Raw genomic sequence first — 21,964 nt, forward strand, 5'->3', positions numbered from 1 at the left:
GGGCCGACCGACGCGCCGGACGCCGTGGCCGGACCCCGACCAACACCCGAAACCGCGACACCGCAACACCACGACGGCACGACGGCACGACGGCACGACGGCACGGCGAAGGCCCGCCCCCCGAGGGGAACGGGCCTTCGTCGATCAGCTACTGCCTACCGGCGCGAGCTCAGCTCTGGCCGCCGGCCAGCTTCTCGCGGAGCGCGGCAAGGGCCTCGTCCGACGCCAGGGCGCCGGAGTTGTCCGCCGACTCCGAGGAGTAGGAGCCGCCGCCACCGGCGTTGCCGCCGCCGGCCTGGCCGCCACCCTGCGCCGCCGGCGCCGCAGCGCCCTCGGCCGCAGCCTGCTCGTCGGCCTCGCGAGACTTGATGACCTGGGCCTGGTGCTGCTCGAAGCGCTGCTGCGCCTCGGCGTACTGGTTCTCCCACGCCTCGCGCTGGGTCTCGTAGCCCTCGAGCCAGTCGTTGGTCTCGGGGTCGAAGCCCTCGGGGTAGATGTAGTTGCCCTGGTCGTCGTAGGACGCGGCCATGCCGTACAGGGTCGGGTCGAACTCGACCGCCGTCGGGTCGGCACCGAAGGACTCGTTGGCCTGCTTCAGCGAGAGGCTGATGCGACGGCGCTCGAGGTCGATGTCGATGACCTTGACGAAGATCTCGTCGTTGACCTGGACGACCTGCTCCGGGATCTCGACGTGGCGCTCGGCCAGCTCGGAGATGTGGACCAGGCCCTCGATGCCCTCGTCGACGCGCACGAACGCACCGAAGGGAACGAGCTTGGTGACCTTACCCGGGACGACCTGACCGATCTGGTGGGTCCGGGCGAACTGCTGCCACGGGTCTTCCTGGGTCGCCTTGAGCGACAGGGACACGCGCTCGCGGTCCATGTCGACGTCCAGGACCTCGACCGTGACCTCCTGGCCGACCTCGACAACCTCGGACGGGTGGTCGATGTGCTTCCAGGACAGCTCGGAGACGTGGACGAGACCGTCGACGCCACCCAGGTCCACGAAGGCACCGAAGTTGACGATGGAGGAGACGACGCCGGAGCGCACCTGACCCTTCTGGAGGGTGGTGAGGAAGGTCTGGCGGACCTCGCTCTGGGTCTGCTCCAGCCAGGCGCGGCGGGACAGGACCACGTTGTTGCGGTTCTTGTCCAGCTCGATGATCTTGGCCTCGAGCTCCTTGCCCACGTAGGGCTGAAGGTCGCGGACGCGGCGCATCTCGACCAGGGAGGCCGGCAGGAAGCCACGGAGGCCGATGTCGAGGATGAGACCACCCTTGACGACCTCGATGACGGTACCGGTGACGATGCCGTCCTCTTCCTTGATCTTCTCGATGGTGCCCCAGGCACGCTCGTACTGGGCGCGCTTCTTCGAGAGGATCAGGCGGCCTTCCTTGTCCTCCTTCTGGAGGACGAGGGCCTCGATCTCGTCACCGACGGCGACGACCTCGTTGGGGTCGACGTCGTGCTTGATCGAGAGCTCGCGGCTCGGGATGACGCCTTCGGTCTTGTAACCAATGTCGAGCAGGACCTCGTCCCGGTCGACCTTCACGATGACGCCGTCGACGATGTCGCCGTCGTTGAAGTACTTGATCGTCTCGTCGATCGCGGCGAGGAAAGCTTCCTCGTTACCGATGTCGTTGACCGCAACCTGCGGGGTGGTGGCGGTGGTCTCGGTGCTGCTCGTCATGTGGGAAAGGGCTCCGGTACGGACATTGAAGTCGTAGGTACTGCTACGCCGAGAGCCCGTATCGCCTCTGCATAAGCCGGACAGTGTCAGAGACGTTTTCTGAGGAGGCTCGTGGATGCCGAAGCATCGGAGCCGCTCAAAACGCCTCAAAACCGAGGGGTGCATACAGATGCGAGCGCGGCCTGCTCCGTCTGAGGCGCGCAAGCCCGCAGCGCAACTTGTAGCATACGGGGGCAGCCGGACACGGTCAATGCGCGAACGCGCACACCCGGGGCAGAGCGCCCCAAAACCGGCACACGCGATGTTCCGCGAGGCCGAGTGGCCTCACAGTCCCTGCAGCAACAAGCAGAGCGAAGACTACGACGACGGGCGCGATGAACCAAGACCACGAGCCGGAGGCGACCCGCCGTGACGCCTCGGACACGGAGAGCAGCCGGGCCAATCGGGGCTGGTGGGACCGTCACGCGGACGAGTACCAGAGCGAGCACGGCGCGTTCCTGGGGGACGACCGGTTCGTGTGGGGTCCTGAGGGGCTGGACGAGGCGGAGGCGGCGCTGCTCGGGCCGGTCGCCGAGCTGAAGGGCCGCCGGATCCTGGAGATCGGGGCCGGCGCGGCGCAGTGCTCCCGCTGGCTGGCGGCGCAGGGCGCGCTCCCGGTGGCGCTGGACCTCTCCCACCGGCAGCTCCAGCACGCGCTGCGGATCGCCGATGCCGCACCGGGGACGCCGGGGACGCCAGGAGTCATGGCCACCGAGCTGGTGGAGGCGGACGCCGGGGCGCTTCCCTTCCGCGACGGCAGTTTCGATCTCGCCTGTTCGGCATACGGGGCGCTGCCGTTCGTCGCCGATCCCGTACAGGTGCTGCGCGAGGTGCGCCGGGTGCTGCGACCGGGCGGGCGGTTCGTCTTCTCCGTCACCCACCCCATCCGCTGGGCCTTCCCGGACGAGCCGGGGCCCGAGGGGCTGTCGGTGGCGGCGTCCTACTTCGACCGCACCCCGTACGTCGAGCAGGACGGGACCGGGCGGGCGGTGTACGTGGAGCACCACCGGACGCTGGGAGACCGGGTGCGGGACGTGGTCGCGGCCGGGTTCCGGCTGCTGGACCTCGTCGAACCGGAATGGCCGGAGTGGAACACCCAGGAGTGGGGCGGCTGGTCCCCGCTGCGCGGGCATCTGATCCCGGGGACGGCGATCTTCGTGTGCGAGGCGGAGGCGTAGCAGCCCCTGCCGGTAGCCGGGGCGGTCCGGCGTCGCCGGCGGCGGGCGGCGTTGTCGGTGGCGGGCGGCAGACTGGGGGTTGTGATCGCCCGTGACGCCCTCGCCCAGCTGCCCGTACGGACCGCCCTGCCCGCGCTGCGGGCCGCCCTCGACGGGGCCGGCAGCGCGGTGCTGTGCGCCCCGCCGGGCACCGGCAAGACGACGCTGGTGCCGCTGGACCTGGCCGGGCTGACCGACGGCGGGCCGCGCCGGCGGGTGCTGGTCGCCGAGCCGCGGCGGATCGCGGCCCGGGCCGCGGCGCGCCGGATGGCCTGGCTGCTGGGTGAGCAGGTGGGTGACCGGGTGGGGTTCACGGTGCGCGGTGAGCGGCGGGCCGGGCCGCGTACGACCGTGGAGGTCGTGACGACCGGCGTGCTGCTGCAGCGGCTGCAGCGCGACCCGGAGCTGGCCGGGGTGGATGTCGTGGTGCTGGACGAGTGCCATGAGCGGCATCTGGACGCCGACACCTCCGCGGCGTTCCTGCTGGACGTGCGGGAGACGCTCCGCCCGGAACTGCGGCTGGTGGCAGCCTCGGCGACGACGGACGCCGAGGGGTGGGCCGGGCTGCTGGGCGGGGCGTCGGGACCGGCCCCGGTGGTGGTGGCGGCGGGCGTGTCGCATCCGGTGGAGACGGTGTGGGCGCCCCCGGAGCGGCCGGTGCGGCCGGCGCACGGCCTGCGGGTCGATCCGGCGCTGCTGACGCATGTGGCGGGCGTGGTGCGGCGGGCGCTGCGCGAGCGGACCGGCGATGTGCTGTGCTTCCTGCCCGGTGTCGGGGAGATCGGGCGGGTCGCCGGGGAGCTGGCCGGGGTGGACGCCGAGGTGTTGCAGGTGCACGGGCGGGCGCCGGCCGAGGTGCAGGACGCCGTACTGGCGGGCGGGGACGGCGTCCGCAGGGTGGTGCTGGCGTCCTCGGTGGCGGAGTCCAGCCTGACCGTGCCGGGGGTGCGGGTGGTGGTCGACAGCGGGCTGGCGCGGGTGCCGCGGATGGACCATGCGCGGGGGCTGAGCGCGTTGACGACCGTACGGGCGTCCCGGGCGGCGGCCCGGCAGCGGGCGGGCCGGGCCGGGCGGGAGGCGCCGGGTGTGGTCTACCGCTGTTGGGCGGAGGGCGAGGACGGGCGGCTGCCGGCCTTCCCCGACCCGGAGATCAGGGTGGCCGATCTGACCGCGTTCGCGTTGCAGGCGGCGTGCTGGGGCGATCCGGACGCGAGCGGTCTGGCGCTGCTGGACGCGCCGCCGGCCGGGGCGCTGGCCGCGGCCCGGGAGGTGCTGACGGCGGTCGGCGCGGTGGACGCGGAGGGCCGGGCGACGCCGCGGGGCCTTCGGATGGCGCGGATGGGCGTGCACCCCCGGCTGGCGCGGGCGCTGCTGGACGGCTCCGCCGAGGTCGGGGTGCGGCGGGCGGCGGAGGTGGTCGCCCTGCTGAGCGAGGAGCCGCCGCGCGCGTACGGGGACGATCTGGCGGAGGCCTGGCGCACCGCGCGCCGGGGCGGGGACGGCTATGCCGCCAGATGGCGGCAGGAGGCGCGGCGGCTGGCGGCGGCGGTCGGTGAGCCCGGCGCGGCCGGGGCCGGGGAGGCGCCCCGTGGTGCGGGCGCGGGGCGGGGCGCGCCGGACGACGCGGTGGCGGGGCTGGTCGCCGCGCTGGCGTTCCCGGAGCGGGTGGCCCGGGCGCGCGGGGCCGGCAGCTATCTGATGGCGTCGGGCACCGGTGCCGAACCGGGCGGGGAGGGTTCGCGGCTGCGGGACGCGCGGTGGCTGGCGGTCGCGGTGGCGGACCGGCCGGTGGCCGCGGCGTCGGCGCGGGTGCGGCTGGCGGCGGTGATCGACGAGGACACGGCGTGTGCGGCGGCGCGGGCGCTGTATTCGTCGGGTGAGGAGGTGCGCTGGTCGGACGGGGACGTGGTGGCGCGGCGGGTGGAGCGGCTGGGGGCGATCGAGCTGGCGGTGCGGCCGCTGTCGGCGCCGGACCCGGAGCTGGTGCGGGAGGCCGTGGTGGCGGGGCTGCGCCGGGAAGGGCTCGGGCTGCTGCGGTGGCCTCCGGGCGCGGTGGCGGTGCGGCAGCGGATGGCGTTCCTGCACCGCGAGCTGGGCGCGCCGTGGCCGGACGTCTCGGACGCGGCGTTGCTCGCGCGGGTGGAGGACTGGCTGGGGGTCGAGCTGGGCCGGGCGCGGAGGCGGGCCGATCTGGAGCGGGTCGACACGGCGACGGCGCTGGCCCGGCTGCTGCCCTGGGCGACCGGTGACGCGGCCCGTTTCGACGAGCTGGCGCCGGAGCGCATCGAGGTGCCGAGCGGTTCCCGGGTGCGGGTGGACTACGGCGGGGAGCAGCCGGTGCTGGCGGTGAAGCTGCAGGAGCTGTTCGGCTGGCAGGAGTCGCCGCGCATAGCCGGCGGGCGGGTGCCGGTGCTGGTGCATCTGCTCTCGCCGGCGGGGCGGCCGGCCGCGGTCACGGCCGATCTGGCGTCGTTCTGGCGGGACGGCTACCGCGCGGTGCGCGCGGAGTTGCGCGGCCGGTATCCCAAGCATCCCTGGCCGGAGGATCCTTCGGCGGCCGAGCCGACCCGGCACACCTCCGCGCGGCTCAGGCGGGGCTGAGGGCGGGTTCCGCGTCCGTCGTCGGGGTGGCCGGGCGGCGGCTGCGGGCTTCGAGGTGGAGGCTCAGGGCGAGCAGTGCGGCGCCGAGGGTCAGGAATCCCTCGGGGAGGTAGCTGGTCAGGAGCAGGACGAGGGTGCGCTGGGACGTCACCAGGGCCACGGTTGCGTCGACGTAGTCGGCGCGCATCCTGACGTGGCCGGCGAAGGCGGTGACCTTGCCGCCGCCGGGCAGCAGGTCGCCGCCGCGCAGCTCTTCCCGGTGGACCTCCTCGCCGTTGACGGGGGCACCGGTGACGGGTTCGACCCAGAACATCCGCTTGGTGGTGTACCAGCGGGTGGTGCCCATCTTCTCGACGGACGCGGGGGTGATGCCCTTGACCGGCATCTTCTTGGGCAGCGGGACCTTGGTCCAGGGGATGGTCTGCTCGAAGTAGTAGACCTCCAGGCCGCGGAAGGTGCGGGTGCCCTTGTAGTGGATGGGGGCCGAGGTGCGGGTCTGGGCGTCGAAGTAGGTGTAGTCGCGTTTCTCGGTGAGGAACGGCCATTTGTACTCGATGCCGGTGCGGTGCACGGGGTCGCCGTCGACCATCTCGCCGGTGGCGTGCACGGGTTCTTGCGAGTGGGCGTCGAAGATGTAGCGCTCGGGGACCGCGGAGACCATCTTGCCGTCGGGTCCGGCGACGTAGGAGAGGGTGTCCCAGACGACGACGTCGCGGCCGGCGGTCCGTTCGATCCGGTCGGAGGCGGCGACGTCGCCCTTGAGGGTCTGGACGACGGTGACCTTGGGGACCGTTCTGGCCTTCATGGTGCCGTAGTCGATGAGGGTGGCGGGCCGGGCCTCCAGGACCATGTCCTGGTACTGGCCGGGCGGGATCTTGGCGAGCCGCGGGAAGGCGTACCACCGCAGCAGCGGGGAGAGTGCGGTGAAGAAGACGGCGAAGGCGAGCAGTACCAGGCTGGCGGTGCGGCGCATGGCGGGGGCGTCCCTCCCTCAGGGGTGTGCGGGGACGGTGGTGAGCAGCGGCTTGGGTGAGGTGGTGCCGCTGGGGGCGCCGGCGGCCGTGACGGTGAGGACGAGGGCGAGTGCGGCGGCCAGTCCGGCCGCGGCGGCAATCAGGGCGCGCATGGTCGCCTCCCGGCATATCTGATACGGCGTCAGGGCGGGGGCACCGTAGCAACGGGCGGCCGAGATGAGAACAGGTGCCGCCCGGGCGCATGGGGCACCGCCGCCCTGCCCGGGACGGCGGGCAGGACGGCGGTGCGGGCCGGGCGGGGGTGCCGGTCCGGCCGGGGGCTGCGGCCGGGGTCGCCGGCCGCCGGTGTGGTCAGGAGGCGGCCGGGGCGGCGACCTTCAGCTTGACGGTGAGGACGGCGCCGTCGTCGGTGGTCAGCCGCAGCAGGAACGTCCCGGTGTGCGAGTCGGTGTAGATCTTCGGGAGTTTCAGCAGGCCGTCGGCGTCCGTGGTCAGCCCGGCGAGGGTGCGGACCGGCTTGTCCTTGTTCTCGTCGGTGGCCTTCGGGTCCTTGAAGTAGGGGCCCCGGTCGTTCTCCACCGGATTGTCGGGGTCGTCGGTGACCATGGTCGCGGTGACCGGCACGCCCGCCGCGATCTTGCCCTGGTAGGTCGCCTGGATCTCGACGGCGTCCTCGGCGAAGGCATGGCCGGCGGTGGCCGTCAGCTCCTTGTCCGAGGTGCGGGTGAGGGTGTCGGCCTTCGGCGCCGGCCTGGCCTTGACGGTGGCGTCGAAGGTGACGGCGGGCAGGGTGCGGCCGACGGCCGTCGCCCGGAGGCGGAAGTCACCGGTCCGTTCGCCCGCGTGCAGGGTGGGCGCGGTGGCCAGGCCGTCCTTGCCGGTGGTGACGGTGGCGGTGGTGGCGTGGCCGGGGAAGCGGGCGTCGGTGCCGGCGGGGAGGGTGAAGCGGATCCGGGCGCCGGCGACGGGCTTGCCCGCGGCGTCCTTGGCGCGTACCTGGGGCGCGGTGGCGAAGTCGGTGCCGGCGATGGCGGTCAGGTCCTGGCCGCCGACGCGGGCGAGGGCGGTGACGGGGCCGGGCTCGGCGGGTGCCGGGGTGCCGGGCCGGGGGGTGCCGGGGGTGGGCTTCGGGGTGGGGGTGCCCGGGGTGTGGCCGGAAACGGAACCGCCGGGCCGGGCGGGCCCGTTGGGCTCCGGCCGGGGCTTGGCGGGCGTGCCGGGACCCTTGCCGTGGGACCGGCCCTGGCCGGTCCCACCGCCGGGGCGGGAACCTCCGTGCCCATTGCCGGTTTTGTGGCTGCCGCGGTGGTGTGCCGGGAGGACGCCGTGGCCGTCGGGCACCTCGTAGGTGCCCTTGCGGTAGAACGTGTACCAGGACAGCACGGTGCGCAGGTAGTCGGCGGAGTCGTTGTAGCCGAGGACGGCGCGGTCCAGGTCGCGGGGGTCCGACAGGTCGCGGCCGTCGGCGCAGAGGTAGCGGCCAGCGGCGAGCGCGGCGTCGTAGACGTTGTTGGGGTCCTTCTTGCCGTCGTCGTTGCCGTCGGCGCCCCAACCGCCGTGCTGCGGGCCGCCCTCGGCCCAGGTGGAGGGGATGAACTGCATCGGGCCGACGGCGCGGTCGTGGGTGGTGTCGCCGTCGAAGCGGCCGCCGTCGGTGTCGAGGATGCGGGCGAAGCCGTGGCCGTTGAGCTGCGGGCCGAGGATCGGCCGGAGGGTGGTGCCGTCGGCGTCGACCGCGCCGCCGCCGGCCTGGCCGGATTCGACCTTGCCGATACCGGCGAGCAGTTGCCAGGGCAGCCGGCAGCCGGGGTCCTCGGCGTCGAGGCGGGACTGGGCCTTCTTGTAAGCGGCCAGGACGGTGGCCGGGATGCCGGCCTGGGCGGGCCCGGTGATGACGTGGGTGCCGCCGTCGGGGTGGGAGTGGGAGGAACGGCGGGGCGGCGCCGGGCTGTTGTGCGGCGGCAGGTCGGAGTAGTACGTCGCGCCGCCGTCGATGGGGGTGTCGACCGGCGGGGAGGGTTCCTGTTCCTTGGCCGCCTTCGCGGTGGCGTCCGGCGACTGGGAGGCGGTCAGGGCGGCGAGGACGAACGCCGCCACGGCCGTCGAGGCCGCTCCCCTGCGAAGCCGCCGCCGGAATGTGGCTGCCATACGTGGTCCCCTCCGCGTTGACGCACCGCGTTTTCTGACGCGGTGTCGCGCTCCCCGGCGCTCCAACTCAGGCGACACTACGACAACTCGGGCCCGGCATCTACCACCTCATCGGACACATAATGATCTGAATCGAACGAGGGGTGGTGCCATGCCGTTCACGCTCAGCCATGCCGCGGCCGTGTTGCCGGTCGTCCGGCGGACCGGTACGGCCCGCGGCCGGCTGGTCGCCTCGGCGCTGGTGGCGGGGTCGTTCGCGCCGGACATGACGTACTACGCGGACACGCTGGTGCCGGGCGGGATGGAGTTCGGCGCGGTCACCCATGCGCTGTCCGGGGTGCTGACCGTCGATGTGCTGATCACCGCGGCGCTGGTCGGCGGCTGGCTGCTGGTGCGCGACCCGCTGCTGGCGCTGCTGCCGGCGGCCTTTCGGGGGCGGGTGTCGCTGTGCGTCCGGGGCCGCCCGTGGCGTGCCCGCGGACCCCGTGAACTCGCCGCGCTGACCGGCTGGTTCGTGCTCTCCGCGGTGCTCGGCTCGGCGACCCATGTGGTGTGGGACGCCTTCACCCACCCGGGCCGCTGGGGGACGCGGCTGGTGCCCGGCCTGGACCGGGTCGTGGGCGGCTGGCCGGTGCCGACGTATCTGCAGTACGGCACCTCGGCGCTGGCGATGACCGCGCTGGTGTGGTTCGGGTGGTCGGCACTACGGGCCGCCGGGGCTGCCGACCCCGCCGTCCGGGCCGCAGCCGCGGCCACGGTGCCCGCGCTGTCCGTACGGCTGCGGCTGCTGCTCGCCCTTCCGCTGTCGGCGTGCGTCCTGGCCGGCGCGGTGGACCGCGTCCTGCGGGCGCACGCCGACTACGGCGACGCGGCGGTGTGGTTCGACTATCTGCCGTCCGCACTCTTCGGCGCGGGCGCCGGCCTCACCGTCGGGCTGTTGCTCCACGGCCTGGCGGTACGGCTGCTGGACCGGCGGGCGCGCCGCGGACGGCCGGCCGACGGCCCGCTGCCCGCCGCGCGGACCGGTGCGGCGGCGGACCCGCGGGAGGCGGTGCCCGCCGCCGACTGAGGCAGGTCCGCGCGGCACCGGGGCCCCGGCCCCGGCCCGCCCCGGCCCGCCGCGTCCGGTCGGTGCGCCCCGCCGCGCTCCCGTCAGTGCGCCGCCGACTCCCAGTCCTTGCCCGAGCCGACCGAGACGTCCAGCGGGGCGCTCAGCTCGACGGCGTCGGCCATCTCGCGGCGGACCAGCTCCTCGACCTGCTTGCGTTCGCCGGGGGCCACCTCGACGACGATTTCGTCATGGACCTGGAGCAGCATCCGGGACCGCAGCTCCGCGGCCCGCAGGGCGATGTCCACCCGCAGCATCGCGATCTTGACGATGTCGGCGGCGGTGCCCTGGATCGGGGCGTTCAGCGCCATCCGCTCGGCCATCTCGCGGCGCTGGCGGTTGTCGCTGTTGAGGTCCGGCAGATAGCGGCGGCGACCGAGCATCGTCTCCGTGTAGCCGGTGGCGCGGGCCTCCTCCACGACGCGGCGGAGGTAGTCGCGCACCCCGCCGAACCGCTCGAAGTAGGTGTCCATCAGCTTGCGGGCCTCGTCGGGCTGGATGCCCAGTTGCTGGGAGAGGCCGAACGCCGACAGCCCGTACGCCAGGCCGTAGGACATCGCCTTGATCTTGCGGCGCATCTCCGGGTCGACCGCGCTCTTGGCGACTGAGAAGACCTGGGAGGCGACGGTGGTGTGCAGGTCCTCGCCGGAGGTGAACGCCTCGATCAGGCCCTCGTCCTCGGAGAGGTGGGCCATCACGCGGAGTTCGATCTGGCTGTAGTCGGCGGTCAGCAGCGACTCGAAGCCCTCGCCGACGACGAAGCCGCGGCGGATCGCCCGGCCCTCGTCCGTCCGCACCGGGATGTTCTGCAGGTTGGGGTCGGTGGACGACAGCCGGCCGGTGGCGGCGACGGTCTGGTTGAAGGTGGTGTGGATACGGCCGTCCGCGCCGATGGTCTTGATCAGGCCCTCGACGGTCGTGCGCAGCTTGGCCTGCTCCCGGTGGCGGAGCATGATCACCGGGAGTTCGTTGTCGGTCTGCGCGGCCAGCCAGGCCAGGGCGTCGGCATCGGTGGTGTAACCGGTCTTGGTCTTCTTGGTCTTCGGCAGGCCCAGCTCGCCGAAGAGGACCTCCTGGAGCTGCTTGGGCGAGCCGAGGTTGAACTCATGGCCCGCGGCGGCGTGCGCCTCCTTGACGGCCTGCGCGACCGCCCCGGCGAACTGCTGCTCCATCCGCTCCAGCCAGCCCCGGTCCGCGGCGATACCGGCCCGCTCCATCCGGGCCAGCAGATCACTGGTCGGCAGCTCCACATTGCGCAGCAGATCGGCCGCGCCGACCTCGGCGAGCTTCGCCTGGAACGCCGTCCCCAGGTCGAGGACCGTACGGGCCTGCGCCATCAGGGCGTCCGCCTCGGCCTGCTCGTCCGCGCCGAACGCCAGCTGGCCGTCGCCGGCCGCGGCCGGGGCGAGATCCCGGCCGAGGTACTCGATGGAGAGGGCGTCCAGCGCGAAGGAGCGGCGGCCGGGCTTGACCAGATAGGCGGCGAGGGCGGTGTCCATCGTGACGCCCTCGATGCGCCAGCCGTGCTCGCCGAAGACCCGCATCAAGCCCTTGGCGTTGTGCATCACCTTCGGGCGCTCGGGGTCGGCGCTCCAGGCGGCGAACGCCTGCTCGTCGGCCTCGTCCAGCTGCGCGGGGTCGAACCAGGCGGCCGGCCCCTGCGGGGTGGCCAGCGCCACCTCGGCCACGCTGCCGCTGCCCAGCGTCCAGACGTCGACGGTGGCCACGCCCAGCGGTCCGGTGGCGTGCTCGGCCAGCCACGGGGCGAGCTCGCCGGTGGCCAGGACCGTGCCGTCCACCTCGACGCCCGGGGCCGGCGCGGCCTCCTCGGCGCTCTCCACGGAGCCGGGGTCGACGGCGTGCAGCCGGTCGCGCAGGCCCTGGTTGCGGATCTCCAGGGCGTTGAGGAACACCTTGAGGGCCTCGCGGTCGTACGCCTCGCGGGTCAACTCCTCGGGGCCGCACGGCAGCTTCACATCGCGCACCATCTCCGTCAGCACGCGGTTGCGCTTCACCGACTCCAGGTGGTCGCGGAGGTTCTGACCGGCCTTGCCCTTGATCTCGTCGGCCCGCTCCACCAGTTCCGCGAACGAACCGAACTGGTTGATCCACTTGGTGGCGGTCTTCTCGCCGACGCCGGGGATGCCGGGGAGGTTGTCGGACGGGTCGCCGCGCAGCGCGGCGAAGTCCGGGTACTGGGCGGGGGTCAGGCCGTACTTCTCGAAGACCTTCTCGGGGGTGAACCGGGTCAGCTCCGAGACGCCCTTGGTGGGGTAGAGGACCGTGACGTCGTCGGAGACCAGCTGGAAGGAGTCCCGGTCGCCGGTGACGATGGAGACGTGGAAGCCCTGGGCGACGGCCTGCTCGGTGAGCGTGGCGATGACGTCGTCGGCCTCGAAGCCGTCCACCGCGAAGCGCTTGACCCGCATCGTGTCGAGCAGCTCACCGATCAGCTCGACCTGGCCCTTGAACTCGTCGGGGGTCTTGGAGCGGTTCGCCTTGTACTCCGGATACTCCTCGGAGCGCCAGGTCTTGCGCGAGACGTCGAAGGCGACCGCGAAATGCGTGGGCGCCTCGTCACGCAGGGTGTTCGCGAGCATCGACGCGAAGCCGTAGATCGCATTGGTCGGTTGGCCGGTGACGGTGGTGAAATTCTCCACGGGCAGGGCGAAATACGCCCGGTATGCCATGGAATGTCCGTCCATGAGGAGCAGGCGGGGACGACCGCCCGCCGCCGCCTCGGTGCCGGTCGCTTCGCTCATCTTCGCTGCCTTTGCTGCCACGCCCCCGATCCTGCCACGGCCCACTGACAATCCCCGCCGCGGCAGCCTCCGCCCCCCTGCCCCGCACGCCCCGGGCACCCCTCGCCCCGGCCCCCGGCGCCCGCTCCAGCCGGCCCTCCCCCGCACGCCGCCCGCACTCCCCTGCACCGCCCGCCCCGGTCCGTGACAGGATCGGATGCGCACGACAACGATCCGCCGCGCCGGCGGAGCGAGCACCAGCTCACGGCTCACAGGAGAGCGCCATGGCAGGCAAGCCGCCCGCGTCCGACCCCGTCCAGGACGCGCCCCAGGTCAGCGCACCCCAGCACTCCGCCGTAGGAATGCCGGCGATCACCAACGCCCTCAAGATCTCCCAGCAGCAGATGGGCGTCCGCCGCACCGCCCTGACCCTGCTGCGCGTCAACCAGCCCAACGGCTTCGACTGCCCCGGCTGCGCCTGGCCCGAGCCCGACAAACCGCACACCGCCGAGTTCTGCGAGAACGGCGCCAAGGCCGTCGCCGAAGAGGCCACCCTGCGCCGCGTCACCCCGGACTTCTTCGCCGCCCACCCGGTCGCCGACCTCGCCACCCGCAGCGGCTACTGGCTCGGCCAGCAGGGCCGCCTCACCCACCCCATGTACCTGGACGAAGGCGCCGGCCACTACGCCCCGGTCACCTGGGAGCGCGCCTTCGACATCATCGGCGAGGAGCTGACCGCCCTCGACTCCCCCGACGAGGCCGTCTTCTACACCTCCGGCCGCACCAGCAACGAGGCCGCCTTCCTCTACCAGCTCTTCGCCCGCGAATTCGGCACCAACAACCTGCCCGACTGCTCCAACATGTGCCACGAGTCGTCCGGCTCGGCCCTCACCGGGACCATCGGCATCGGCAAGGGCAGCGTCCTGCTGGAGGACCTCTACAAGGCCGACCTGATCATCGTCGCCGGCCAGAACCCCGGCACCAACCACCCCCGCATGCTCACCGCCCTGGAGAAGGCCAAGGCCGGCGGCACCAAGATCATCTCGATCAACCCGCTGCCCGAAGCCGGCCTGGAACGCTTCAAGAACCCCCAGACCCCGCGCGGACTGGCCGGCGGCGGCACCGCCCTGACCGACCTCTTCCTCCAGGTACGCCTCGGCGGCGACCAGGCCCTCTTCCGCGCCCTCAACCGCGGGATCCTCGCCACCGACGGCGCCCTCGATACGGACTTCATCCGCGAACACACCCACGGCTTCGAGGAGTTCGCGCAGGCGGCGCAGGCCGACGACGACTGGAACGCCACGCTCGCCGCCACCGGCCTGACCCGCGACGAGATCGAACGCGCCCTGGAGATGGTCCTCGCCTCCCGGCGCACCATCGTGTGCTGGGCGATGGGCCTGACCCAGCACAAGCACTCCGTCCCCACCATCCAGGAAGTCGTCAACTTCCTCCTCCTGCGCGGCAACATCGGCCGCCCCGGCGCCGGCGTCTGCCCCGTCCGCGGCCACAGCAACGTCCAGGGTGACCGCACCATGGGCATCTTCGAACGGCCCGCCCCCGCGTTCCTCGACGCCCTGGAGAAGGAATTCGGCTTCGCGCCCCCGCGCGAACACGGCCTCGACGTCGTCCGCGCCATCCGCGCCCTGCGCGACGGCGAGGCCAAGGTGTTCTTCGCCATGGGCGGCAACTTCGTCTCCGCCACCCCCGACACCGACGTCACCGAGGCCGCGATGCGCCGCGCCCGGCTCACCGTCCACGTCTCCACCAAACTCAACCGCTCGCACGTGATCACCGGCGCCCGCGCGCTGATCCTCCCCACCCTCGGCCGCACCGAACGCGACCGCCAGGACGGCGGCGAGCAGTTCGTGACCGTCGAGGACTCCATGGGCATGGTGCACGCCTCCCGCGGCCGCCTCGAACCGGCAAGCCCCCAGCTGCTGTCCGAGCCCGCCATCGTCGCCCGCCTCGCCCGCCGCGTCCTCGGCCCCGCCAGCGCCACCCCGTGGGAGGAGTTCGAGAAGGACTACGCCACGATCCGCGACCGCATCGCCCGCGTCATCCCCGGCTTCGACGACTTCAACACCAAGGTCGCCCGCCCCGGAGGCTTCGCCCTGCCGCACGCCCCCCGGGACAGCCGCCGCTTCCCCACCGCCACCGGCAAGGCCAACTTCACCGCCGCACCCGTGGAATACCCCACCGTCCCCGAAGGCCGGCTGCTGCTGCAGACCCTGCGCTCGCACGACCAGTACAACACCACCATCTACGGCCTCGACGACCGCTACCGCGGCATCAAGAACGGCCGCCGGGTGGTGCTCCTGCACCCCGACGACGCCCGCGCCCACGGCCTGGCCGACGGCGACTACACCGACCTGGTCAGCGAATGGACCGACGGCAGCGAACGCCGCGCCCCCGGCTTCCGCGTCGTGCACTACCCGACGGCCCGTGGCTGCGCCGCCGCCTACTACCCCGAGACCAACGTCCTCATCCCGCTCGACCACACCGCCGACACCAGCAACACCCCCGCATCCAAGTCCGTGGTGATCCGCCTGGAGAAGACCGCCACCGACTGACCCCCACCACGGCGGCCGGCACCGCGCCGGCCGCCGGGAACACCCCACCCCGCGCTGAGCGCTCGCTCAGCGGCCTGATAGGAACGGGCACGGATCGACGACGATCACGGGCGAGCGAACGGAGCCGTAGGCATGGGTGAGCAGACCACCACCAAATTCCCGCAGGAGACCCTCGACCGGTGGGCCGGACTCGGCATCGACCTGCCCGCACTCTTCTCCGCCGGACACCTCGGCGAGCGGATGGGCGTCCAGGTCACCGAAGCCGCACCCGACCGCGTCGTGGGCACCATGCCCGTCGAGGGCAACACCCAGCCCTACGGCCTCCTGCACGGTGGCGCCTCCGCCGTACTGGCCGAAACCCTCGGCTCCGTCGGCTCCATGCTCCACGGCGGCCCCACCAAACTCGCCGTCGGCGTCGACCTCAACTGCACCCACCACCGCGGCGTCCGCTCCGGCCTCGTCACCGGCGTCGCCACCCCCGTACACCGCGGCCGCTCCACCGCCACCTACGAGGTCGTCATCACCGACGAACACGGCAAGCGGGTCTGCACCGCCCGGCTGACCTGCATGCTGCGCGACGTCGACACCGACGCCTACCGCAGCTGACCGGATCAGGACGGCCCACGCCGCCCACCACCACGGCCCCGCCCCTCGCCCAGGGTGCGGGGCCGCACGCATTTCCGTAACGCTGCGTAACGCGCGCGCAATACCGCCTCAACCCGCACACCCCGGACCCCGTGCCACCACAGGCCCCGGCCCGCCCCCTCCGATAGCCGGACGCCCTCCGGCGGTCGCACCGCGCAACCACCCACGGAAGTGCGTGTTCACCTTCCGCGCCGCGTTCGCTCCACCTGTAAGGACCATGACGGCAAAACACTCATCGCTGGTCATAACAAGAGCGTCACATCCTGGCCAGCGCCTCTGCCGACGCGACGAACACCGCTCTAGAGTCACCGCCAGTCACCGCGCCGCCGGGCGCGCTGCGAGCACGGACCCGTTTCCACCCGTGCAGCCCGGCGCGCGAATCGGCCATGCGACAGCCGTGGCCGCGCCAGGGAAAGGACTGATCGTGCGTCACCGTTCCTTGCTCCTCATCACCGCAGTCACCACCGGCGCCCTCACGCTCTCCGCGTGCGGCTCTCGCGGCGACAACAACAAAGACGGCGAAGGAAAAACCACCGTCGTCATCGGCCTCGACGCCCCCACCACCGGCGAACTCTCGGCACTCGGCCTGGGCATACGCAACTCCGCCCAGCTCGCCGTCGACATCGCCAACAAGAACAACGAAGTCAAGGGCGTCACCTTCAAACTCCAGGCCCTCGACGACAAGGCACTGCCCAACGTCGGCCAGCAGAACGCCACCAAACTCGCCGGCAACAAGGACGTCCTCGGCATCGTCGGCCCCCTCAACTCCGGCGTCGCCCAGTCCATGCAGCAGGTCTCCAAGCAGAACAACCTGACGCTGATCTCCCCGGCCAACACCACCCCCGACCTCACCCAGGGCCCGGACTGGAAGAAGAACAAGCGCGTCCGGCAATTCCCCACCTACTTCCGCACCGCCACCACCGACGAAGTGCAAGGCGCCTTCGACGGCCAGTACGCCTGGGAAAAGGTCAAGGCCAAGAAGGCCTACGTCATCGACGACCAGAAAACCTACGGCGTCGGCCTCGCCTCCTCCTTCAAGGACCAGTTCGCCAAACTCGGCGGAAAGATCGTCGGCACCGAACACGTCAGCCCCGACGACCGCGACTTCAAAGCCGTCGTCTCCAAGGTCAAATCCGCCAAACCCGACCTGGTCTTCTACGGCGGCGAATACCCCGCCTCCGGCCCCCTCAGCCAGCAGCTCAAGGACGGCGGCGTCACCGTCCCCCTCATGGGCGGCGACGGCATGTACAGCGGCGACTACATCAAGCTGAACAAGAAGGCCCAGGGCGACTACGCCTCCTCCGTCGGCAAGCCCGTCGAACAACTCCCCTCCGCCAAGAAGTTCATCGCCGACTACAAGGCAGCCGGGTTCAAGGAGCCCTACGAGGCGTACGGCGGCTCCACCTACGACTCCACCTGGGCCCTCATCCAGGCCGTGAAGAGCGTCGTCGACGCCAATAAGGGCAAGCTCCCCGAGGACGCCCGCAAGCAGGTCACCGACGCCATGAACAAGGTCACCTTCGACGGCGTCACCGGAAAGGTCGCCTTCGACAAATACGGCGACACCACCAACACCATGATCACCGCCTACCAGGTCGACAAGGGCGACTGGGCCGCCCGCTTCAGCGCTCCGTTCAAGGAATTCGACAAGAGCTGACGCCACCGCACCACCACTCCCCCGGGCCGCGCCAGGACGCCACGAACGACCCTGGCGCGGCCCGCGGCACACCGGGACACCCCCCGACTTCCCACCCGTGCTTGTTCACACCACGGAGGCCCTGCGGTGAGCGAACTGCCGCAACAGCTGGCCAACGGACTCATCCTCGGCGCGATGTACGGACTCATCGCGATCGGCTACACGATGGTCTACGGAATCGTCCAGCTCATCAACTTCGCCCACGGCGAGATATTCATGGTCGGCGGCTTCGGAGCGCTCAGCGTCTACCTCGCCCTCCCCACCGGCACCTCCCTCGCCCTCGCCCTGCCGGTCATGCTCATCGGCGGCATCGTCGTATCCGTCCTCGTCGGCATCGCGGCGGAACGCTTCGCCTACCGCCCCCTGCGCGGCGCCCCCCGCCTCGCCCCCCTCATCACCGCCATCGGCCTGTCCATCGCCCTCCAGCAAGCCATCTGGAAGTGGTACCCCGACGGCAAACAAGCCCGCGTCTTCCCCCAGTTCAAGGGCCACGCCCTCGACATCCTCGGCGCCACCGTCCAACGCGGCGACCTCTTCGTCCTCATCGCCGCCCCCCTGTGCATGATCGCCCTCGGCTTCTTCGTCGCCCGCACCCGCAGCGGCCGCGCCATGCAGGCCACCGCCCAGGACCCCGACACCGCCAAGCTCATGGGCATCAACACCGACCGCATCATCGTCCTCGCCTTCGCCATCGGCGCCGCCTTCGCCGGCGTCGCCGCCGTCGCCTACGGACTGCGCACCGGCGAGGTCCAATTCCGCATGGGCTTCATCATGGGCCTCAAAGCCTTCACCGCCGCCGTCCTCGGCGGCATCGGCAACATCTACGGCGCCATGCTCGGCGGCGTCGTCCTCGGCATCGCCGAAGCCCTCGCCACCGCCTACATCGAGGAAATCCCCGGCATGCAGCAATTCGGCGGCGGAGCCTGGAAGGACGTCTGGGCCTTCGTCCTCCTCATCCTCGTACTCCTCCTGCGGCCACAAGGCCTGCTGGGCGAACGCGTCGCGGATCGGGCGTGATACCGATGACCACCCACACCGCCACCACCCCCCGGGGCCTCCTCCCCCTCCCCGAACGCACCGCACGACTCACCACCGCCGCCGGCGCCCTCGCCACCGCCGCCACCACCGGCCTCTCCTGGACCTGGAGCAGCGACTTCCCCGGCGACCTCACCTACTACGGCTCCCCCGCCGGCCTCCAGATCGTCACCCTCACCGGCGGCCTCCTCACCCTCCTCCTCGCCGCCTCCACCCTCGGCCTGCGCGGCCTGACCTGGCTCACCCCCGCCGGACGCAACGCCCCCACCCTCCTCGCCGCCCTCGCCACCTTCGCCGCGACCTGGTTCACCCTCGGCGCCATCGCCGTCCAACTCGGCGGCCTCGTCAACCTCGAACCCGGCGGCTTCGCAGCCGGCACCGCCGCACTCCTCACCCTCCTCGGCGCCCTCGCCCTGCCCCCCGACCAACCCCCCACCACCCCACCGGCGAACCCCTGGCAACGCCTCACCGCCCTCCTCACCGCCAGCCCCCTACGGCCCCGCAGCCGCACCCTCCCCACCTGGGCCGAGATCCTCACCATCGCCGCCGCCTTCGCCGCCGGACTGATCGCCTTCACCTACGGCATCGACACCGACGACGGCGCCCCCTTCGTCGGCTACCTCCTCTTCATCGCCCTCGCCGTCCCCGCCCTGCACCGCGCCGGACTCATCGCACGCCTCACCGAACTCACCCACCAACACCGCGGCGTCGCCCTCACCGCAGCCTTCCTCGCCGCCGCCAGCTTCCCCCTCACCCAGGACACCGACCAGTACACGATCATCGGCGCCAACATCCTGATCTTCGCCACCGTCGCCCTCGGCCTCAACGTCGTCGTCGGCCTTGCCGGCCTCCTCGACCTCGGATACGTCGCCTTCCTCGGCGTCGGCGCCTACGCCGCGGCCCTCGTCTCCGGCTCCCCCGAATCCGCCCTCGGCCTCCACTTCCCCTTCTGGGCCGCCCTCCTCACCGGAGCCGCCGCCTCCCTCGTCTTCGGCGTCCTCATCGGCGCCCCCACCCTCCGGCTACGCGGCGACTACCTCGCCATCGTCACCCTCGGCTTCGGCGAGATCTTCCGCATCGCCATGCTCAACCTCAACGGCACCACCGGCCCCGACATCACCAACGGCGCCATGGGCATCCCCAACATCCCCAACCTCGAAATCCTCGGCTTCAACTTCGGCGAAACCCACGACATCCTCGGCATCCCCATCGCCACCTACGGCAACTACTACCTGCTGATGATCCTCGTGACCGCCTTCGTCGTCCTCGTCTTCCGCCGCGCCGCCGCCTCCCGCATCGGCCGCGCCTGGATCGCCATCCGTGAAGACGAAACCGCCGCCGTCGCCATGGGCATCAACAGCTTCCGGCTCCGCCTCCTCGCCTTCGCCCTCGGCGCCGCCCTCGCCGGACTCGCCGGCACCGTCCACGCCCACGTCGTCACCACCGCCACCCCCGAACAATTCCAATTCGCCGGACCCCAACCCCCCAACTCCGCCTTCCTCCTCGCCGCCGTCATCCTCGGCGGCATGGGCACCCTCAGCGGCCCCCTCGTCGGCGCCGCCATCCTCTTCCTCATCCCCGCCAAACTCGACTTCCTCCAGGACTACCAACTCCTCCTCTTCGGCATCGCCCTCGTCCTCCTCATGCGCTTCCGCCCCGAAGGCCTCATCCCCGACCGCCGCAAACAACTCGAATTCCACGAAACCGGTCAACTCGACGTGCCCGACCAACGCCTCCCCGACCCAGCCGCCACCACCGGCGTCACCAAGGCAAAGGCGTGACGACCATGACCACACCACCCACCCTCGCACCCGCCACCGACAACACCCCCACCCACAACGACCCCGTCCTCCGCGCCGACGGCGTCACCATGCGCTTCGGCGGCCTCACCGCCGTACGAGGAGTCGACCTCACCGTCCACCCCCGCGAAATCGTCGGCCTCATCGGCCCCAACGGCGCCGGGAAAACGACGTTCTTCAACTGCCTGACCGGCCTCTACATCCCCACCGAAGGCACCGTCTCCTACCGGGGCACCGTCCTCCCGCCCAAACCCCACCTCGTCACCAAAGCCGGCATCGCCCGCACCTTCCAGAACATCCGCCTCTTCGCCAACATGACCGTCCTCGAAAACGTCCTCGTCGGCCGCCACACCCGCACCAAAGAAGGACTCTGGTCCGCCCTCCTCCGCAGCCCCGGCTTCAAAAAAGCCGAGCGCACCAGCGAAGAACGCGCCACAGAACTCCTCGAATTCATCGGCCTCGCCCACAAACGCGACCACCTCGCGCGCAACCTCCCCTACGGCGAACAACGCAAACTCGAAATCGCCCGCGCCCTCGCCTCCGAACCCGGCCTGCTCCTCCTCGACGAACCCACCGCCGGAATGAACCCCCAGGAAACGCGGGCCACCGAAGAACTCGTTTTCGCCATCCGCGACAAAGGCATCGCCGTCCTCGTCATCGAGCACGACATGCGCTTCATCTTCAACCTCTGCGACCGCGTCGCCGTCCTCGTCCAGGGCGAAAAACTCATCGAAGGCACCTCCGACACCGTCCAGGCCGACGAACGCGTCATCGCCGCCTACCTCGGCGAACCCTTCGACGGCGCCCCCGGAGAAGCCGAGGCGGCCGAGGTCGCCGCCGCCGAAGCAGCGGCCGAAGCAGTGGCCGACACGACGGCAGACACGGCGGAAAACACGGCGGCCGACGCACCGAGCAACCCCGGCACCACCAAGGGAGAAGCCCCGTGACCGCACTGCTAGAGGTCGAAGACCTCCGGGTCGCCTACGGCAAGATCGAAGCCGTCAAAGGCATCTCCTTCACCGTCGAAGCCGGCCAGGTCGTCACCCTCATCGGCACCAACGGCGCCGGAAAGACGACCACCCTCCGCACCCTCTCCGGACTCCTCAGACCCAGCGCCGGAAAAATCACCTTCGACGGAAAACCCCTCACCGGAGTCGCCGCCCACAAAATCGTCGCCCTCGGCCTCGCCCACTCCCCCGAAGGCCGCCACCTCTTCCCCCGCCTCACCATCGAGGAAAACCTGCAACTCGGCGCCTTCCTCCGCAAGGACAAGGACGGCATCGAAAAAGACATCCAGCGCGTCTACGAACTCTTCCCCATCCTCGGAGAACGCCGCAAACAAGCCTCCGGCACCCTCTCCGGCGGCGAACAACAAATGCTCGCCATGGGCCGCGCCCTCATGTCCCGCCCCAAACTCCTCATGCTCGACGAACCCTCCATGGGCCTCTCACCGATCATGATGAAAAAAATCATGGAAACGATCCGCGAACTCCGCGCACAAGGCACCACCATCCTCCTCGTCGAACAGAACGCCCAGGCCGCCCTCACCCTCGCCGACCACGCCCACGTCATGGAGATCGGCCGCATCGCCCTCTCCGGCACCGGCCAGCACCTCCTCCACGACGAATCCGTCCGCAAGGCCTACCTCGGCGAGGACTGAGGCACATACGAGTGCGGCCCCGCACCGGTCACCACCGGTAC

General features: G+C 71.5%; 15 protein-coding genes. 10 read left to right on the forward strand and 5 right to left on the reverse strand.

Translation table 11 applies throughout. The features are described 5' to 3' along the window. Positions 1–169: 169 nt before the first annotated feature. The gene (rpsA, locus tag ACZ7MX_RS27405; RefSeq protein ID WP_472135889.1) at positions 170–1,690 is read right to left on the reverse strand and encodes a 30S ribosomal protein S1; all 1,521 of its coding nucleotides are present in this window, start codon (positions 1,688–1,690) and stop codon (positions 170–172) included. Positions 1,691–2,064: 374 nt separating this feature from the next. On the opposite strand from rpsA, the gene ACZ7MX_RS27410 reads away from it, so the two are divergent. Next, positions 2,065–2,907 (forward strand): class I SAM-dependent methyltransferase, encoded by an 843-nt coding sequence (locus ACZ7MX_RS27410; protein ID WP_472135890.1) that lies wholly within the window; start codon positions 2,065–2,067, stop codon positions 2,905–2,907. 81 nt (positions 2,908–2,988) lie between these two features. Beyond that, a complete protein-coding gene (gene hrpB / locus ACZ7MX_RS27415) occupies positions 2,989–5,547 on the forward strand; it encodes an ATP-dependent helicase HrpB (protein ID WP_472135891.1) in 2,559 nt (852 codons plus the stop codon). Here hrpB and pgfA read toward each other — a convergent pair. The 3 genes from pgfA to ACZ7MX_RS27430 form a co-directional block, all read right to left on the reverse strand. Then, a complete protein-coding gene (pgfA, locus tag ACZ7MX_RS27420; protein WP_472135892.1) occupies positions 5,534–6,520 on the reverse strand; it encodes a cell envelope lipid trafficking protein PgfA in 987 nt (328 codons plus the stop codon). The genes hrpB and pgfA overlap by 14 nt on opposite strands. Before the next feature lie 18 nt (positions 6,521–6,538). Further along, the gene (locus ACZ7MX_RS27425; protein ID WP_472135893.1) at positions 6,539–6,673 is read right to left on the reverse strand and encodes an SPW_0924 family protein; all 135 of its coding nucleotides are present in this window, start codon (positions 6,671–6,673) and stop codon (positions 6,539–6,541) included. A gap of 199 nt (positions 6,674–6,872) precedes the next feature. Continuing rightward, positions 6,873–8,669, reverse strand: a complete 1,797-nt coding sequence (locus ACZ7MX_RS27430; protein ID WP_472135894.1) for a lytic transglycosylase domain-containing protein — start codon at positions 8,667–8,669, stop codon at positions 6,873–6,875. Between the two features lie 151 nt (positions 8,670–8,820). On the opposite strand from ACZ7MX_RS27430, the gene ACZ7MX_RS27435 reads away from it, so the two are divergent. Further along, positions 8,821–9,738, forward strand: a complete 918-nt coding sequence (locus ACZ7MX_RS27435) for a DUF4184 family protein (RefSeq protein WP_472135895.1) — start codon at positions 8,821–8,823, stop codon at positions 9,736–9,738. Between the two features lie 83 nt (positions 9,739–9,821). On the opposite strand, the gene polA is transcribed toward ACZ7MX_RS27435, so the two are convergent. Further along, positions 9,822–12,539, reverse strand: coding sequence for a DNA polymerase I (gene polA, locus ACZ7MX_RS27440; protein ID WP_472135896.1), 2,718 nt, complete (start codon positions 12,537–12,539; stop codon positions 9,822–9,824). A gap of 263 nt (positions 12,540–12,802) precedes the next feature. Here polA and ACZ7MX_RS27445 point away from each other — a divergent pair, with 263 nt between their 5' ends. From ACZ7MX_RS27445 to ACZ7MX_RS27475, 7 genes are all read left to right on the forward strand, one after another. After that, positions 12,803–15,088: an FdhF/YdeP family oxidoreductase gene (locus tag ACZ7MX_RS27445; protein ID WP_472135897.1), complete on the forward strand. Its 2,286-nt coding sequence runs from the start codon at positions 12,803–12,805 to the stop codon at positions 15,086–15,088. A 132-nt stretch (positions 15,089–15,220) separates the two neighbouring features. Then, the gene (locus ACZ7MX_RS27450; protein ID WP_310728064.1) at positions 15,221–15,694 is read left to right on the forward strand and encodes a PaaI family thioesterase; all 474 of its coding nucleotides are present in this window, start codon (positions 15,221–15,223) and stop codon (positions 15,692–15,694) included. A 463-nt stretch (positions 15,695–16,157) separates the two neighbouring features. After that, a complete protein-coding gene (locus ACZ7MX_RS27455) occupies positions 16,158–17,390 on the forward strand; it encodes a branched-chain amino acid ABC transporter substrate-binding protein (RefSeq protein WP_472135898.1) in 1,233 nt (410 codons plus the stop codon). A 126-nt stretch (positions 17,391–17,516) separates the two neighbouring features. Further along, on the forward strand, positions 17,517–18,446 hold the full coding sequence (locus ACZ7MX_RS27460) for a branched-chain amino acid ABC transporter permease (protein ID WP_472135899.1): 930 nt from the start codon (positions 17,517–17,519) through the stop codon (positions 18,444–18,446). 5 nt (positions 18,447–18,451) lie between these two features. Then, positions 18,452–20,245, forward strand: coding sequence for a branched-chain amino acid ABC transporter permease (locus ACZ7MX_RS27465; protein ID WP_472135900.1), 1,794 nt, complete (start codon positions 18,452–18,454; stop codon positions 20,243–20,245). Between the two features lie 5 nt (positions 20,246–20,250). Continuing rightward, positions 20,251–21,210 carry an ABC transporter ATP-binding protein gene (locus ACZ7MX_RS27470; RefSeq protein ID WP_472135901.1) on the forward strand — a complete coding sequence of 320 codons (960 nt, stop codon included), beginning with the start codon at positions 20,251–20,253 and terminating at the stop codon, positions 21,208–21,210. Then, a complete protein-coding gene (locus ACZ7MX_RS27475; RefSeq protein ID WP_472135902.1) occupies positions 21,207–21,923 on the forward strand; it encodes an ABC transporter ATP-binding protein in 717 nt (238 codons plus the stop codon). The genes ACZ7MX_RS27470 and ACZ7MX_RS27475 overlap by 4 nt, the downstream gene beginning before the upstream one ends. Positions 21,924–21,964 lie beyond the last annotated feature (41 nt).

The sequence above is a fragment of the Streptomyces sp. NPDC107765 genome, assembly GCF_055657085.1.